The sequence below is a fragment of the Gammaproteobacteria bacterium genome, assembly GCA_036383255.1.
Taxonomy (GTDB): Bacteria; Pseudomonadota; Gammaproteobacteria; order Natronospirales; family REEB76; genus DASUBN01.
Genome location: DASVOS010000004.1, coordinates 321,633 through 336,469 on the forward strand (window position 1 = coordinate 321,633; position 14,837 = coordinate 336,469).

The window sequence follows — 14,837 nt, forward strand, 5'->3', positions numbered from 1 at the left end:
ATGCTGAAGCCCCTGCTGCTCTCGGTCGCGCTGTTGCCCGTTGCGGCTTTCGCAGTCTCGCCTTGCACTCCCGCGCAGTCCGAGTGTTCGGGTTACGCGGAGGTGAACGGCCTGCATATGTACTATGAGATCCACGGCCGCGGCCGGCCGCTGGTGCTGATCCACGGCGGCGGCTCCACCATCGGCACCAGCTTCGGCCGCGTGCTGCCCGCGCTGGCGAAGTCGCAGCAGGTGATCGCGCTGGAGATGCAGGCCCACGGCCACAGCGGCGACCGGGCCGCTCCCGAGAGCTTCCGGCAGGACGCGGACGACGCGGCGGAGCTGCTCAGGCAGCTCGGGATAGAGAAGGCGGACGTGCTCGGCTTCAGCAACGGCGGCCAGACCGCCCTCGAACTCGGCATCCGGCACCCCGAGCGGGTGCGCCGGCTGGTGGCGGCCTCGGCGTTCTACGCGCGGGACGGCGCGCCCGCCGCGTTCTGGGAGGGCATGTCCCACGCGCAATTTTCGGACATGCCGCAGGTCTATAAGGATGCTTACCTTAAGATAAACCCGGACCCGAAGGCGCTGCACAACATGTTTCAGAAGGACGCGCAGCGCATGCAGGCCTTCCAGGGCTGGAAGGACGCGGAGATCCGCTCCATCCAGGCACCCACGCTGGTGGTGATCGGCGACCACGACCTGGTCCAGCCGGAGCACGCGGTGCAGATGTATCGTCTCCTGCCCCGCGGACGCCTCGCGATCCTGCCCGGCAGCCACGGCAGCTACCTGGGCGAGGCCATGTCGCCGGACCCTGACAGCAAGGTTCCGGAGCTGTTCGTGGCCATGGTGGACGAGTTCCTGGCCGCAGCCGACTGATCCCAAGAACCAGAACCAAGAAACACGAAACCGGAGCACACATGAGCATCGCGAAGCACTACGACAACCGCTGGCTGGCCATGGCTATCCTGTGCGCGGGCGCGCTCATGATCGTGCTGGACGTGACCATCGTGAACGTGGCCCTGCCGTCCATCCGGGCGGACCTCAGCTTCGACGACGTGTCGCTGGCCTGGGTGGTGAACGCCTACATCCTCATCTTCGGCGGCTTCCTGCTGCTGGGCGGGCGCCTCGGCGACCTCTACGGCCATCGCCGCATCTTCCTCGTGGGCCTCGTGCTCTTCACGGGTGCATCGCTGGCCTGCGGCATCGCCGGCTCCCAGTCGTTCCTGATCGTGGCGCGCAGCATCCAGGGCTTGGGGGGAGCCATCGTGGACGCGGTGTCCCTGTCCCTCATCCTGAACCTCTTCACCGAGACCCATGACCGCACCAAGGCCATGGGCGTGTACGGCTTCGTCTGCTCCGGCGGCGGCTGCATCGGCGCGTTGCTGGGCGGCGTGCTCACCGGGGGCTTCAACTGGCATTGGATCTTCCTGGTGAACGTGCCGGTGGGCATCGCCGTGTTCATCCTGTGCTGGAAGCTCCTGCCCAGGCACGCCGGCGAGGCGGAAGGGCGGCAGAGCCTGGACGTGGCGGGCGCCGTCACCGTCACCCTCGCGCTGCTGCTCGCGAACTACGCCACCATCAACGGCAACCAGAACGGCTGGACCTCGCCGCTGACCCTCGGCATCCTCGCCGCTGCGCTCGTGGTGTTCGGCGTGTTCCTGGGCGTGGAGGCGAAGGTGAAGAAGCCCCTGGTGCCGCTCGCCATGCTGCGCCTGCGCAACCTCTCGGTGGCGAGCATCTGCGGCATCCTCTGGGCCGCCGCCATGTTCTCCTGGTTCTTCCTGTCGGCGCTCTACATGCAGCTCGTGCTCGGCTTCACGCCCATGCAGATCGGCATGGCCTTCCTGCCCTCCAACCTCATCATGGCCATCATGTCCCTGGGGTTCTCGGCCAGGCTGGTGATGCGCTACGGCATCAAGCGGCCGATGTTCGTGGGCCTGCTCCTGGCCGCCGCCGGCCTCCTGCTCTTCGCCCGAGCGCCGGTGGACGGCACCCTGGTGCGGGACGTGCTGCCGGGCATGCTGCTGCTGGGCCTGGGCGCCGGCGTGGCCTTCAACCCGGTGCTGATGGCGGCCATGGACGGCGTGCCGGAGCAGGACTCCGGTCTCGCCTCCGGCATCGTCAACACCGCGTTCATGCTGGGCGGAGCGCTCGGCCTCGCGGTGCTGGCGAGCGTGGCGGAAGCCCGCACCGGCAGCCTCCTGGACGCCGGCACGGCCCACGCCGAGGCCCTGACCGGAGGCTACCAGGCAGCCTTCCTCTGCGGCGCGGCCTTCGCGCTGCTCTCCGGCCTCCTGGGCGTGATGTTCCTGCGCACCTCGCGGCCGGCCGCCCTCGCCGCCGCCCACTGAACACGACATCGAAGGAGTGAACCCATGAACGCATCCGAAGACTTCGTCACCACCCGCGTGTTCAACGCGCCCCGCGAGCTCGTGTTCGACGTGTGGACCCAGGAGCAGCATCTCAGCAAGTGGTTCGCGCCCAAGGGCTTCGACATCCTGGGCGGCAAGATGGACCTCAAGGTGGGCGGCACCTACCACTACGGCCTGCGCACGCCGGACGGCATGGAGATGTGGGGCAAGTGGACGTTCAAGGAGATCAAGCGCCCCGAGAAGCTGGTGGTCATCACATCGTTCTCGGACCGGCAGGGCGGCATCACCGTGCACCCGGGCAACCCCAACTGGCCGCGCGAGACGCTCGCCACCACCACCTTCGAGCCGCAAGGGCCGCGCACGCTGCTCACGCTGCGCTGGGCGCCCTACAACGCCACCGACCTGGAACGCCGGACCTTCGCCGAGAACAAGGCGAGCATGGAGCAGGGCTGGGGCGGCACCATGGAGCTGCTCGAGCGCTACCTCGACAGCCTGGAAGGGGACGCCTGATGCAAGCCCAGCGCCGCGAGCTCTACATCAGCCGCCTCTACGACGCGCCGCGCAACCAGGTGTTCCGCGCCTGGACCGAGGTGGAGCACATGTGCCGCTGGTGGGGCCCCAAGGGCTTCACCAACCACAGTTGCGAGATCCAGGCCGGCGTGGGCGGGCGCCTCAGCATCACCATGCGCGGGCCCGACGGGCAGGACTATCCCATGCGCGGCGTGTTCACCGAATTCAAGGTGCCGGAGCGCCTGGCTTTCGATTTCGAGGCGCTGGACCTGGACGGCAAGGCGGTGCTCACGGGACGCCTCACGCTGGTGCTGACGGACGAGGGCGGCAAGACGCGCCTCAGCCTCAGCACCTGGGCAGAGGGTGACAGCGAGGACGCCGCCACCAAGCTCGGCGGCATGGAACAGGGCTGGAACCAGAGCCTGGAACGGCTCGCCGCCTCCCTGAAGGTATGAACAAGGAGCCGCACATGCGTACGTTGATCCTGTCCCTCGCCCTCTTCGCCTCCACCACCGCCCTCGCCGCACCGGCGGTCTACGACGTGGACCCCGAGCACACCCACCCGCTGTTCGAGGCGGACCACTTCAACGGCGTGTCCGTCTGGCGCGGCCTGTTCAAGAAGAGCCACGGTACCGTCACGCTCGACAAGGCCGCAGGCGCCGGCACCGTGGATATCTACGTGGACACCGGCAGCGTGGTCACGGGCCTGGACAAGCTGGACCAGGTGCTGGTGGGCAAGGACTACTTCGACTCGGCGAAGTACCCGGAGGCCCGCTTCACCGGCAAGCTCGGCGGGTTCAAGGACGGCGCGCCCACGGTCGTGGACGGCCAGTTCACGCTGCGCGGCGTGACCCGGCCCATGCAGTTCAAGATCCTCACCTTCAAGTGCGTGCCGCATCCGCTCTACAAGCGTGACTGGTGCGGCGCCGACGTGCTTGGCAGCTTCGACCGCGATGCCTTCGGCATGGACGCGGGCAAGGACTGGGGCTTCAGGATGGGCGTGACGCTGCGCATCCAGGTGGAAGCGATCGTCGAGAAATGAGGGCGAGCCTCAGCCGCCGGAGCTGACGCGGTTGCGGCCGGCGGTCTTGGCGGCATAGAGCGCCCGGTCCGCGGCTTCCAGCAGCCGTTCGATGGGGCCCTCCGGCTGGCGGTCCTGCACCACGCCGATGCTCACCGTGATCCTGAGCGAATGGTCCGCGTCGGGCAACCGCAACTCCTGCACCTGGACCCGCACCCGCTCCGCCAGGGCCAGCGCCTGGTCGAGGTCGGTCTCGGGGCAGATCACCGCGAACTCCTCGCCCCCCACGCGGCCGAACAGGTCGCTCTCGCGCAGCGTGTCCGCCACGCAGGCGGCGAAGGCCGCCAGCGCGTGGTCGCCGATCGCGTGCCCGTGCCGGTCGTTCACTTCCTTGAAGTGGTCGACGTCCAGCATCAGCATGCAGAGCCGGCGTCCGTAGCGGTGCGAGCGTGCGCGCTCGGCGGAGGCGCGCTCCAGGAAGGCGCCGCGCCGCAGCGCTCCGGTGAGCAGGTCGGTGACCGCGATGTGCCGGATGCGCCTGCCGCGCATGCTCAGCACGTAGGCGAGCACGCTCAGGCTCAGCACCGCCAGCACCGCCAGCACCAGCAATCCGGCCCTGAACGGAGAGGAGGTTTGCCAGCCGCCGCGGGGATGGGCCGCCACCTGCCAGGATCCGAACGGCAGCCGCACGGATTCGGTCACGGGCTTGTCGTCGAACACGGTCGCCGGCCCGAAGAACGCCTCGCCGTGCTCGCCGAGCCCGTCCCTCCCGCGCACCGCGAACTCCATCTCCCGGTTGTCCACGAGCGGCTGCAGGTTCTGCGTGAACCTGTCGTAGTCCACGATCAGCGTGGCGAAACCCCAGAAGCGGCGGCCGCCCATGCCGTCGCGGAAGATGGGATCGCGTGCCACCAGTCCCACGCCGCCCTGCTTCAAGGCCAGCGGCCCCGCCACGCGGATGCGGCCATCCTGGATGGTCTGCCGCACCACGTCCTTCTGCCCCGCGAGCTCCAGCAGGTTCATGCCGCGCACCTGGGCCTCGCCGGAGGAGGGATAGACGTAGCGCACCACGCCCCCGGGAGAGAGCTGTATCTCCCGCAAGTCAGGCAGGTTGCGGGCGAGGATCGGGCCGATGCGCTGCAAGGCGGCCTCGTCTATCTCACGGTCCATGGCGGTGAGCGCCTCGATCGCGAAGAGCGCGCTGAGGTCGAGGTTGATCTGCTGCTCCAGCCGGCCGCGGGCGAGGGCGGCGAACTGCACCACGCGGGCGCGCTGGCGCGCCTGGAACGCCACGTCCTCCAGGTGCACGATGTAGGCGGCGAAGCCGCCGGTGATGAGCAGGGTGAGCAGCGCCGCCGAGAGCGGCGCAGAAAAGAGCCTGAACTGCCATGTCTTCGCCATGGCTTCCGGTCCATCTGCGGGGGAGGCCTCTAAAATACCACGGGGCGGGCATGCTGCCCGCCCCGTGGTGGAGGGCCTGATCCCTTAAGGCTTCAGCAGGGCCGTGGCCTTGTCCAGCTCAGCGCTGTACTTCAGGAGCACGTCGGCGTCGATTCCGATGTACTTGTTGGCGGTGTCCCAGTCCTCCTGGTCCACCGCCTCGCGCACACCGGGCAGGGTCTTGGCGCCGTAGCCCGTGTACAGGCCCGGCGCATAGATCATGTGCCTGAACCAGGGCCGGCCCGGCAGGCCGTCCTTGTACTGCAGCATCTGTTCCAGGCCGCGCAGTTGCTTATCCAGTGCTGCGCGCCGGTCCGCCGTGAGCTTGAAGCCGCCGTCCGCCACTGCCGCGAACGCGGTGTCGTAGGCCGCGGCGCTGGCCTTTAGCTTCACCAGCGCGTTGTCCAGCGGCGCGAAGTTCAGGAACGGCGCCGGCTTGGCCGCCGGCGGCGGCACGTAGGTCAGGGTCGGGTCCGACGCCAGCGTGAACGCCTTGTCGCCGAGCAGCTTGTTCTGCTGCTCGTTGCGCGCGCGGATCCCCCCTGCCAGCTTCTGCACCTCGTCCACGTACCGGGCCACGGTGTCGGCGAAGTCGCCGAAGCTGTAGGGCAGCACGTCCGCCTGGGCGAAGCGCAGCACCGTGTGGCCGGCGGTCTGGGACAAGGCCACGCCGTACTTGAAGCCCGGGTCGCCGAAGCGGTCGTAGTGGTCGAAGGAGTCGTAGATGGAGTGGTAGTCGCCGCCCACGCCCTCGCCGTCGTAGCCCATGTCGAGGGAGGCGATGCCGAGGTGGTCGAGGAACGCGGTGTAGTCGGAACCGGAGCCCAGGGGGCCGAGCGGCAGCTCCTGGTCGGAGGCGGCGATGGCGGCGAGGTCCGCGTCCTCGGAGGAGGCGCTGGGCGAGAAACCCTGCACCCTGAGCGCCGCGCGCTCGCGCGCCATCACGCTCACGCCGGTCTGCGGGTCGGTGATGCCGTCCTCCACCTGGTTCACGGTGGCCTGCAGCGAATGCGAGCCGAGCGCGAACAGGAAGCCGCGCACGTTGCCGTCGGTGTTGAGGTAGAGCACCGCCTTCTTCTGCAGCTCGTCCGCGTGGGCCTCGGCCCATTCGGTGGAACCGAGCAGGCCCGGCTCCTCGCCATCCCAGCTCGCGTATACCAGCGTGCGCTTGGGCCGCCAGCCCTGCTTCACCAGCGCGCCGATGGCCTTGGCCTCGCCGAGCAGCGCCACGTTGCCGGACAGCGGGTCGGAGGCGCCGAACACCCAGCCGTCATGGTGGTTGCCGCGCACGATCCACTCGTCCGGCAGCTCGCTGCCCTTCATCACCGCGATCACGTCGTAGACGGGCTTCTGGTCCCAGTTGTTGAGCACCTTGAGGTGCACGCGCGTGGCGCCGGGGCCGATGTGGTAGGTGATGGGCAGCGCGCCGCGCCAGGACTCGGGCGCCACCTGCCCGCCGAGCGCGGCGAGCAGCGGCTTCGCATCCGCGTAGGAGATCGGCAGCACCGGTATCTTGAGCACGGTCTTCGCGTCAGCCAGGTCGAAATGGCCGGGCTTCGAGGGCGAGCCCTTGCCCGGGGTCAGCGGGTCGCCGGGATACACCGGCATGTCCGCCACCGAGCCGCGCTGCACGCCGTCCTCGGGGCGCCAGGCGCCCTTCGGATACACGTCGCCTTGGCGGTAGCCGTCATCGAAGGGATCGGAGTAGACCAGGCAGCCCACCGCGCCGTGCTGGTATGCCAGCTTGGGCTTGAGCCCCCGCCAGCCCTGGCCGTAGCGGGCGATCACGATCTTGCCCTTCACGTCCACGCCGTGGCGCGCCAGTTCCTTGTAGTCGTCCGGCATGCCGTAGTTCACGTACACGAGCTCGGCAGTCACGTCGCCGTCGCCGCCGTAGGCATGGAAGGGCGGCAGCACGTTGTCCGTCAGCCCCGAGGTGCGGTCGCCTTCCACCGCCGGCTCGTGCAGCTTGGCCTTGTAGTTGGTCGGCCCCACCATCTCCACGAGCTCTTCCTTTGGCGTCGGATAGAGGGTGTAGAAGGTCTCGATGCGCGCGTCCCAGCCCCAGGACTGGAACATCTTGAGCATGGCTTCGGCGTTGGCCTTGTCGTGGGGCGTGCCCACGTTGTTCGCCGCCGAGGACATGTCGCGGTCCCACTCCCGCAGCTCGTCGGCGTTCAGCTGCGCGTCGAACTTCTTCTCGAGCGCAGCCTGGGCTGTGGCGTTAGCGCCGGAGAAGCCCAGCATCGCGGGCTGGCTGTCATCGGCGGCGAGGGCACTCAAGCTGAGGCCGGCCGCCAGCGCGGAGACCAGCAGGGCAAGGGGTTTCACGGACCATGGACGGCGCATGGGCATACCTCGTGATACGGCAAGGGGGTAAAGAGGTTTAGATGATACGGCCAGAGTAAGGTTCCAGCCCAACCAACAGATTCTTATAGAGAAAGAAAGCTTAAAGCGTCACGAGCGAAGGCAGGGCTAGGCGCGCGAGGCGAGCAGGAGGGAGTGCACTCTGGGTGTGCATGACCGACTGCGAGCCGGAGCGCAACAACGCACTGCCGAGCGCAGTAGCTTTAAGCGTTTTCCTGTTTGAGCGCGCGGCCCATCAGGGCTTCGACTGCAGTGCGCGGGTCCTGGCCTTCATAGAGGATGCGGTAGATCTGCTCGCAGATGGGCATCTCCACGCCCAGGCGCTTGGCCAGCACGTGCACCGCCTCGGCGGCGTAGAAGCCCTCCACCACCTGGCCGATGTCCTTCTGCACCTGTTCGCGGCTCTTGCCGGAGGCCAACCCTAAGCCCATGCGCCGGTTGCGGGACTGGTCGTCGGTGCAGGTGAGGACGAGGTCGCCCAGGCCCGCGAGGCCCTGGAAGGTCTCGGGCCGCGCGCCGAGTTTGAGCCCCAGGCGCGTGATCTCGGCGAGGCCGCGGGTGATGAGCGCGGCACGGGCGTTGGCGCCGAACCCAAGGCCGTCGCTGATGCCGGTGCCGATGGCCACGATGTTCTTGACGGTGCCGCCCACCTCGACGCCCGTGAGGTCCTCAGAGGTGTAGGCGCGGAACGTGGGGCTCGCCACCGCCTGGGCCAGGTCCCCGGCGAAGCGCTTGTCGTTGGAGGCGATGGTCACGGCGGTGGGCATGCCGCGCGCGACTTCTTTCGCGAAGGTGGGGCCCGAGAGCACCGCGAAGGGGATGCCGTCGAACACCTCGCTCGCCACCTCGTGCAGGAGCTTGCCGCTCTCGATCTCGAAACCCTTGGTGGCCCAGGCGAGCCGCAGCGTCTTGGGCTTGCAGGCGGCGATCTGCTTCAGCGTGCTGCGGAAGCCATGGCTCGGCACCACCACCAGGAGGTCATCGCAGTCCGTCACCAGCTTGGGCAACTCGAACTCGATGGCGAGGGACTCGGGAAACGGGCAGCCGGGCAGGAAGCGCTTGTTCTCGCGGTCCTTCGGCAGCGGTTCGAGCTCGCTCTTGTCCACGGACCACAGGCGCACCGCGCGGCCGTTGCGCGCGAGGCAGATGGCGAGCGCGGTGCCCCAGGAGCCGGCGCCGACGATGCCGATGGGCCGCGTGCCGGACACGGGCTGCGCTTACTTCGCCGCCCCGGCTTCCGCCAGGCTCTGGGCGTAGACCGCGTCGAAGTTGACGGGCTGCAAGAGCAGCGCGGGCATGCCGCCCTTCATCACCAGGTCCGAGACCACCTCGCGGGCGTAGGGGAACAGGATGCCCGGGCAGTAGCTGCCGAGGATGGCCTTCTCCTCCGCTTCGGCGAAGCCGGACACGGTGAACAGGCCCGCCTGGTGCACCTCGATGAGGAACAGGCTGCGGCCGTCGCTGGTGGCTTCCACGGTGACGGTGAGCACCACCTCGACCTCGCTGCCCGAGATCTTCTTGCTGGCGGTGCGCATGTTCACGTCAAGCTGGGGGCTCATGGGGGAGGCGAACACCTCCGGCGAGCGCGGCGACTCGAAGGAGCAGTCCTTCACGTAGATGCGGTTCAGCAGCACGGTCTTCTGCTGGAGGTTGTCGTTCTCGGCCATGGGCTCCCTCGGATTGGTCTTATATATAAGGTTATCGGAAAACTTCAGCTGCCGGACAGGAGCGGGTCCAGCCCGCCGCTGCGCTCCAGCATGTACAGCTCGTCGAAGCCGCCCACGTGGTGCCCGCCGACGAAGATCTGCGGCACCGTGCGCCGGCCGCTCTTCTGCATCATCTCCGCCATCTTGTCCGGGTCCAGGTCCACGCGCACCTCGGTGTAAGGCACGTGCTTGGCGTCCAGGAGCGCCTTGGCACGCACGCAATAGCCGCAATATTGGGTGGAGTAGACCGTCACCGGCGCCATGGCTTCAGCCGCGCTCCAGCGGGAACTGTTCCTGCTGCCAGGCGGCGACGCCGCCCTTGAGCACGCTCACCGGTCCCAAGCCCAGCTTCGAGAGGCGCGCGGCGGCGCTGCCGGCCTCGCGGCCATCCTTGCAGCAGAGCAGCAGTGGCTGGCCTTTCAGTTTGTCGAGTTCGCCCGCCCGCGCGTCCAGTTCCGGCAGGGGCAGGTTGCGGGCGTGGATGATGTGGCCGGCGGAGAACTCGGCGGGGGAGCGCAGATCAAGCACCGCGGCGCCCTTGTTGATGAGCAGCACGCCCTGGGCGGCGCTCACTTCCTGGTACTTGCGCATGCGCCGCAACGCCTCGTCCACGGCGAGCGCGGCGAGCGCCAGCGCGGCAAGGCCGGCGAGGTAGTAGTGGTGCTGGATGAACTCGAGGAGGCGTGGCATGTTCGGTATATGTGGCCGGGTGCGGCGTAAAAAAGGCTGCGTAGTATAACAGCTCGCTTCCCAAGCCCTTGAAACACGGGGTAAAACGCCCTCATCCGGGCGGAATTGTTTAGAATCGGCCTCATCCCTGCCGCCGGGCCCCTGATTTGCCAGCCGTTCCGCACCGTATGCGTTCTCCGCTCCGCCTGAGGCGGCTATGGCTTGTGCTGCCGCTCCTGGCCCTGGCCGCCGCGGCCCACGGGGCCACGGACAGCGCCGCCAAGCAGAAGCAGCTCGATGCCCTGCGCGCGCGCTTGAGCAGGGTGCAGCAGGACCAGGAGGCGGCGCTGCAGAAGCGCGACGCGCTGCAAGTGCAGCTGCGCCAGAGCGAGCGCGCCATCGCCGCCGCCCAGCGCGAGTACCAGGACCTGGACCGGCAGGTGGACGCGGCCGAGCGCCAGCTCGCCGACCTCGAGCGCCAGAAGGCGGCACGCCAGGCGGCGCTGGACGCGCAGAAGCGCGCGCTGGCCGAGCAGCTGCAGGCCGCCTACCGTGAGGGCCAGGATTCGCAGCTCAGGCTGCTGCTGGACGCGCAGGACCCGGAGACGGTCGGGCGCCTGCTCGCCTACTACGACTACGTGAACCGCGCGCGCGCCGCGCGCATCGGTGCGGTGCGCAAGGAGATCGCGGCGCTGGATGAGGTGGACGCGCGCATCCAGGACCAGCTCGGCTCCCTCAAGAGCCTGCGCGACGGGCGCGCCAGGATGCTCGCGGAGCTGCAGTCGCGCGGCAAGGCGCGGCGCGAGCTCCTGGCGAGCCTCGACGCCGGCATCAAGAGCCGCGGCGCCGAGATCGCGCGCCTGAAGCGCGACCAGCAGGCGATGCAGTCCCTGGTGGACAGCCTGCGCAAGGCGCTGGGCGACGTGCCGCCGGAGCTCATGCAGGGCAAGCGCTTCGCCTCCCTCAAGGGCCGCCTGCTGTGGCCGGTGGCGGGCAAGGTGCTGGACCGCTACGGCGAACCGCGCGCCGGCGGCCACCTGCGCTGGGACGGTGATCTCATCGCCGCGCCCCTCGGCACGCCGGTGCGGGCCGTGTCCCAGGGACGCGTGGTGTATGCGGACTGGATGCCGCACTTCGGCCTGCTGGTGATCCTCGACCACGGCGACGGCTACCTCAGCATCTACGCCCACAACCAGAACGCCGCCCGCCAGGTGGGCGACTTCGTGAAGGCCGGCGAGACCATCGCCGCCCTCGGCGACACCGGCGGCGAGGACCAGCCCGCCCTCTACTTCGAGCTGCGCCACGGCAACGACACCCTCGACCCGCGCCGCTGGTGCCGCGGCAGCCCCTGAGGCACCGGGTGTACCATCAACCGCTTCCCACGCCGCGCCAGCGCGGCATGCAAGGACCGACATGAACACGCGCCTGCTCCCGCTGATCCTACTCACCGCCTCGACTGCCGCTGCCGCCGCGCCCGCGGTGCCGGCGCCCTCCGCCGCCACCCGCGCCGCGCTGCCCTGGGATGAGGTGCGCCAGCTCGCGGACGTGATGCAGCTCGTCAAGGAGCAATACGTGATCCCGGTGGACGATGCCACGCTGCTGCACGGGGCGCTGAAGGGCATGCTCGGCAACCTGGACCCGCACTCGGACTTCCTGGAGAAGACCGAGTACAGCGACATGCAGGACTTCACCAGCGGCGCCTACAACGGCATCGGCATCGACGTCGGCGTGGACGAGGATGGCGGCATCATCGTGGTCACGCCCATCGACGGCTCGCCGGCGGCCAAGGCCGGCGTGCAGGCGGGTGACGCGATACTGTCGGTGGACGGCACCTCCACCGACGGCCTGGACATCGACCAGGCCGGTGACCTCCTGCGCGGCAAGCCCGGCAGCAAGGTCACGCTGGAGCTGCAGGGCGCGGACCAGGACCGGCCCTACACCGTGACGCTCACCCGCGAGCAGGTGCGCGTGGCCTCGGCCCGCGGCGAACTCCTGCAGAAGGATTACGGCTACCTGCGCATCGCGGACTTCGGCGACGACACCGTCGCCGCCGTGCACGCGACCCTCAAGGACCTCGCCAAGAAGAACGGCGGACCGCTCCGGGGCCTCGTCATGGACCTGCGCCAGAACCCGGGTGGGTTGCTCGATGCCGCGGTGGCCGTGTCCGACGACTTCCTGGACAGCGGCGTGATCGTGACGGCCAAGGGCCGCGCCCCGGACGCGAACTTGAGCCGCAGCGCCGCCCCAGGCGATCTCCTGGCCGGCGCGCCCATGGTGGTGCTGGTGGACTACGGCACCGCCTCCGCCGCGGAGATCGTGGCGGGCGCGCTCAAGGACGATCGGCGCGCGCTGGTGGTGGGCACCCAGACCTTCGGCAAGGGCTCGGTGCAGACCGTGATCCCGCTGCCCCAGGGCGACGCCATCAAGCTCACCACCGCGCTCTACTACACGCCCTCGGGCCGCTCCATCCAGGCCCAGGGCATCGTGCCGGACGTGGAAGTGGACCAGCTCAAGCTCGCGGACGACGACGGACAGGGCGGTGCGCCCGAGAAGGAGTCGAGCCTGCGCAGCCACCTGCCGAACCCGGCGCCCGCACCGGCCACCGGCGCCGCTGCGGCGAAGGCGCTGCAGGCCCTGGCGGGCCGGGACTTCCAGCTCTACCAGGCGCTCAACCTATTGAAGGGATTGAGCGCGACCCGCGCCAGATGAGATCCGCCGCGCTCGTCCTGCTCGGGAGCCTGTGCACCGCCGCCGTCGCGGCGGACATCCCGCCGTCCGCGCCGCCGCCGTCACTACCGCCCGTGTACATCGCGGTGGTCATCGACGATCTCGGCAACAGCTGGGAGGAGGGCCGGCGCACGGTGGCGCTGCCGGGACCGGTGGCCTGCTCCATCCTGCCCCACACCGAGCGCGCCGAGGACATCGCAAACCTGGCCTACGCCGCCCGCAAGGAAGTGCTGCTGCACCTGCCCATGCAGTCCGTGGGCGAGCACCGCCTGGGTTCCGGCGCCGTGACGCTCGACATGAAGGAGCGGGACATCCGCGCCACCGTGGCGGACGACCTCGTCTCCATCCCGCACGTGGTGGGCATGAACAACCACGAGGGCAGCCTCATGACCCAGCATCCGGGCGACATGGCCTGGGTGATGCAGGCCCTGCGCGAGGCCGGGCCGTACTTCTATATAGACAGCTTCACTTCGGCAGACAGCGTCGCCTACCAGATCGCGCGGGAGCAGCATGTGCCGGCGGCGCGCCGCAACGTGTTCCTGGATGACGACAACGACGAGGCCTCGGTCAGATTACAGTGGAACCGCCTGCTTAAGCTCGCCCGCCGCCACGGCTTCGCGCTGGCCATCGGCCATCCGCGGCCAGCGACGCTGGCGGTGCTGGAGCAGGAGTTGCCGAAGCTCGCGGCGCAGGGCGTGGTGCTGGTGGCGCCGTCGAAGATCGTGGAGCTGCAGGAAAAGAATCCTCTATCAACTTCGAATTGATAATCAACTGAGATGCATCACCCAACCGCCGTAATCCTCAGGATTAAAATCTCTAAAATCGATGTCCTCTCTTGGATATAGCGTAGAAAGAACATCTTCAAAAGGCGGATGTGCAGGAGTTAACGAGAAAATCCGAGCAAATTTAGGTCGACTTTTATAGCAGTAATAACTCACTAGATGTTTAGTGTTATCGTCCAGTCTGAACTTGTAATTTGTGTTGTACAAAAGTAGAACAATGGGTAAGTGTCCTCGATATTTTTCTGATTTCTTGATTATTTCTTCATGGATAAATGCACTTCTCTGCAAAGGATCGTAGCCTTTAGGCGCCTCTTCATGTGTTGTTTTATAGAAAGCTAGAGGGGCGACCTCCATCAGTTCCAAAAAGGCATCCCCATAAGGCGTCGAAACCAAGAAATCTAAATCATCTTGTTTGTTTATCCGCAAATTAGAAAAGAAAGGGTTTAGGTTTTCTTTTATGAACGCTTTCGCGTCAGCCTCCATAAATCTAGTAGCGATAAACTTTTCTATCTCTTCTTTGGTCCCAGGAAAAGAAACCCTTTCGAAATTTCCATGCGCGACACCGTGCTCGTCTATATAGACATGATCATTTCCAATGATTCCAGTGGGCTTTTTCATATTGATATCACCACACGATTTCGGCCTCTGCTTTGCCTCATGGAGGAGAAATACGGGACAGACCACGTCTAATTGCAATCCCCCTCCTCTTGTCACAAAAGATTCATACAAGGTGACCCCCGATGATTCGATCGGGGGAGGGGCTATCCAGTTTGGTCTTGCCTGTTTAGCATCCGGCTAAAAAAGACAGGGTCAGGGATGGTCCGTCAGACGCAGGTCGGCCATGTCGGACTGGGCATCTACAGCCTCCACTCGTTCGAACGCCACTTCCATCAGGACCAACTTGGGGTCGAACTTCTTGAACACCAGTTTCAAGTAGTAGCTGTGGCCCGCTTCGAAGTCGCCGGTATATTCGGTGCCGCCTATGTCCCAGGCGTATGAAGCCAGCGTGTGCTTCCCAGGTGCGAGGTAGGCATAGGAGACGCTGCCGTTGGGGATGAGCCATAGGCTCTTGCCCCCTTCCTGTATCAGGACCTTCTTGCTGTCAAACGCAAGGAGATCCTCGCGGTAGACGAACACCAGGGCTTGGTCCGGCCTGACCGTCGGGGCAGCATGGTTCTTGAACTTCTCGGCGTCAGGCACGCTGGCGCAAGCGCCGATAAGGACGAATAAGAGCAGGCTCGTCAGGCGGCGCATAGACAGTTCC

The 14,837-nt window shown here is 67.2% G+C and carries 16 protein-coding genes; 8 read left to right on the forward strand and 8 right to left on the reverse strand.

What is annotated here, in order from left to right:
- The 5 genes from VF651_02510 to VF651_02530 are packed head-to-tail and all read left to right on the forward strand — an operon-like array spanning position 1 to position 3,903.
- The gene (locus VF651_02510) at positions 1-855 is read left to right on the forward strand and encodes an alpha/beta hydrolase (protein ID HEX7964567.1); all 855 of its coding nucleotides are present in this window, start codon (positions 1-3) and stop codon (positions 853-855) included.
- A 41-nt stretch (positions 856-896) separates the two neighbouring features.
- The gene (locus tag VF651_02515; GenBank protein ID HEX7964568.1) at positions 897-2,330 is read left to right on the forward strand and encodes a DHA2 family efflux MFS transporter permease subunit; all 1,434 of its coding nucleotides are present in this window, start codon (positions 897-899) and stop codon (positions 2,328-2,330) included.
- A gap of 24 nt (positions 2,331-2,354) precedes the next feature.
- Positions 2,355-2,861, forward strand: coding sequence for an SRPBCC domain-containing protein (locus VF651_02520; GenBank protein ID HEX7964569.1), 507 nt, complete (start codon positions 2,355-2,357; stop codon positions 2,859-2,861).
- On the forward strand, positions 2,861-3,316 hold the full coding sequence (locus tag VF651_02525; GenBank protein ID HEX7964570.1) for an SRPBCC domain-containing protein: 456 nt from the start codon (positions 2,861-2,863) through the stop codon (positions 3,314-3,316). The genes VF651_02520 and VF651_02525 overlap by 1 nt, the downstream gene beginning before the upstream one ends.
- Positions 3,313-3,903, forward strand: a complete 591-nt coding sequence (locus tag VF651_02530) for a YceI family protein (GenBank protein HEX7964571.1) — start codon at positions 3,313-3,315, stop codon at positions 3,901-3,903. Before VF651_02525 ends, VF651_02530 begins: the two co-directional genes overlap by 4 nt.
- A gap of 9 nt (positions 3,904-3,912) precedes the next feature.
- On the opposite strand, the gene VF651_02535 is transcribed toward VF651_02530, so the two are convergent.
- From VF651_02535 to VF651_02560, 6 genes are all read right to left on the reverse strand, one after another.
- Positions 3,913-5,283, reverse strand: a complete 1,371-nt coding sequence (locus VF651_02535) for a diguanylate cyclase (GenBank protein ID HEX7964572.1) — start codon at positions 5,281-5,283, stop codon at positions 3,913-3,915.
- A gap of 84 nt (positions 5,284-5,367) precedes the next feature.
- The gene (locus tag VF651_02540; protein HEX7964573.1) at positions 5,368-7,653 is read right to left on the reverse strand and encodes a M28 family metallopeptidase; all 2,286 of its coding nucleotides are present in this window, start codon (positions 7,651-7,653) and stop codon (positions 5,368-5,370) included.
- A 239-nt stretch (positions 7,654-7,892) separates the two neighbouring features.
- Complete coding sequence (locus VF651_02545) at positions 7,893-8,897, reverse strand: NAD(P)H-dependent glycerol-3-phosphate dehydrogenase (protein HEX7964574.1); 1,005 nt, start codon at positions 8,895-8,897, stop codon at positions 7,893-7,895.
- A gap of 9 nt (positions 8,898-8,906) precedes the next feature.
- Positions 8,907-9,356, reverse strand: a complete 450-nt coding sequence (secB, locus tag VF651_02550) for a protein-export chaperone SecB (protein ID HEX7964575.1) — start codon at positions 9,354-9,356, stop codon at positions 8,907-8,909.
- Between the two features lie 44 nt (positions 9,357-9,400).
- Positions 9,401-9,658: a glutaredoxin 3 gene (grxC, locus tag VF651_02555; protein ID HEX7964576.1), complete on the reverse strand. Its 258-nt coding sequence runs from the start codon at positions 9,656-9,658 to the stop codon at positions 9,401-9,403.
- Positions 9,659-9,662: 4 nt separating this feature from the next.
- A complete protein-coding gene (locus VF651_02560) occupies positions 9,663-10,085 on the reverse strand; it encodes a rhodanese-like domain-containing protein (GenBank protein HEX7964577.1) in 423 nt (140 codons plus the stop codon).
- 203 nt (positions 10,086-10,288) lie between these two features.
- On the opposite strand from VF651_02560, the gene VF651_02565 reads away from it, so the two are divergent.
- The 3 genes from VF651_02565 to VF651_02575 all read left to right on the forward strand — a co-directional run bounded on the left by VF651_02565 (position 10,289) and on the right by VF651_02575 (position 13,555).
- Positions 10,289-11,416, forward strand: a complete 1,128-nt coding sequence (locus tag VF651_02565) for a peptidoglycan DD-metalloendopeptidase family protein (protein ID HEX7964578.1) — start codon at positions 10,289-10,291, stop codon at positions 11,414-11,416.
- A gap of 61 nt (positions 11,417-11,477) precedes the next feature.
- The gene (locus VF651_02570) at positions 11,478-12,773 is read left to right on the forward strand and encodes a S41 family peptidase (GenBank protein ID HEX7964579.1); all 1,296 of its coding nucleotides are present in this window, start codon (positions 11,478-11,480) and stop codon (positions 12,771-12,773) included.
- Positions 12,770-13,555, forward strand: coding sequence for a divergent polysaccharide deacetylase family protein (locus VF651_02575; protein ID HEX7964580.1), 786 nt, complete (start codon positions 12,770-12,772; stop codon positions 13,553-13,555). Before VF651_02570 ends, VF651_02575 begins: the two co-directional genes overlap by 4 nt.
- A 3-nt stretch (positions 13,556-13,558) precedes the next feature.
- On the opposite strand, the gene VF651_02580 is transcribed toward VF651_02575, so the two are convergent.
- Positions 13,559-14,191: a hypothetical protein gene (locus VF651_02580; protein HEX7964581.1), complete on the reverse strand. Its 633-nt coding sequence runs from the start codon at positions 14,189-14,191 to the stop codon at positions 13,559-13,561.
- A gap of 192 nt (positions 14,192-14,383) precedes the next feature.
- Complete coding sequence (locus VF651_02585; protein HEX7964582.1) at positions 14,384-14,827, reverse strand: hypothetical protein; 444 nt, start codon at positions 14,825-14,827, stop codon at positions 14,384-14,386.
- Positions 14,828-14,837 lie beyond the last annotated feature (10 nt).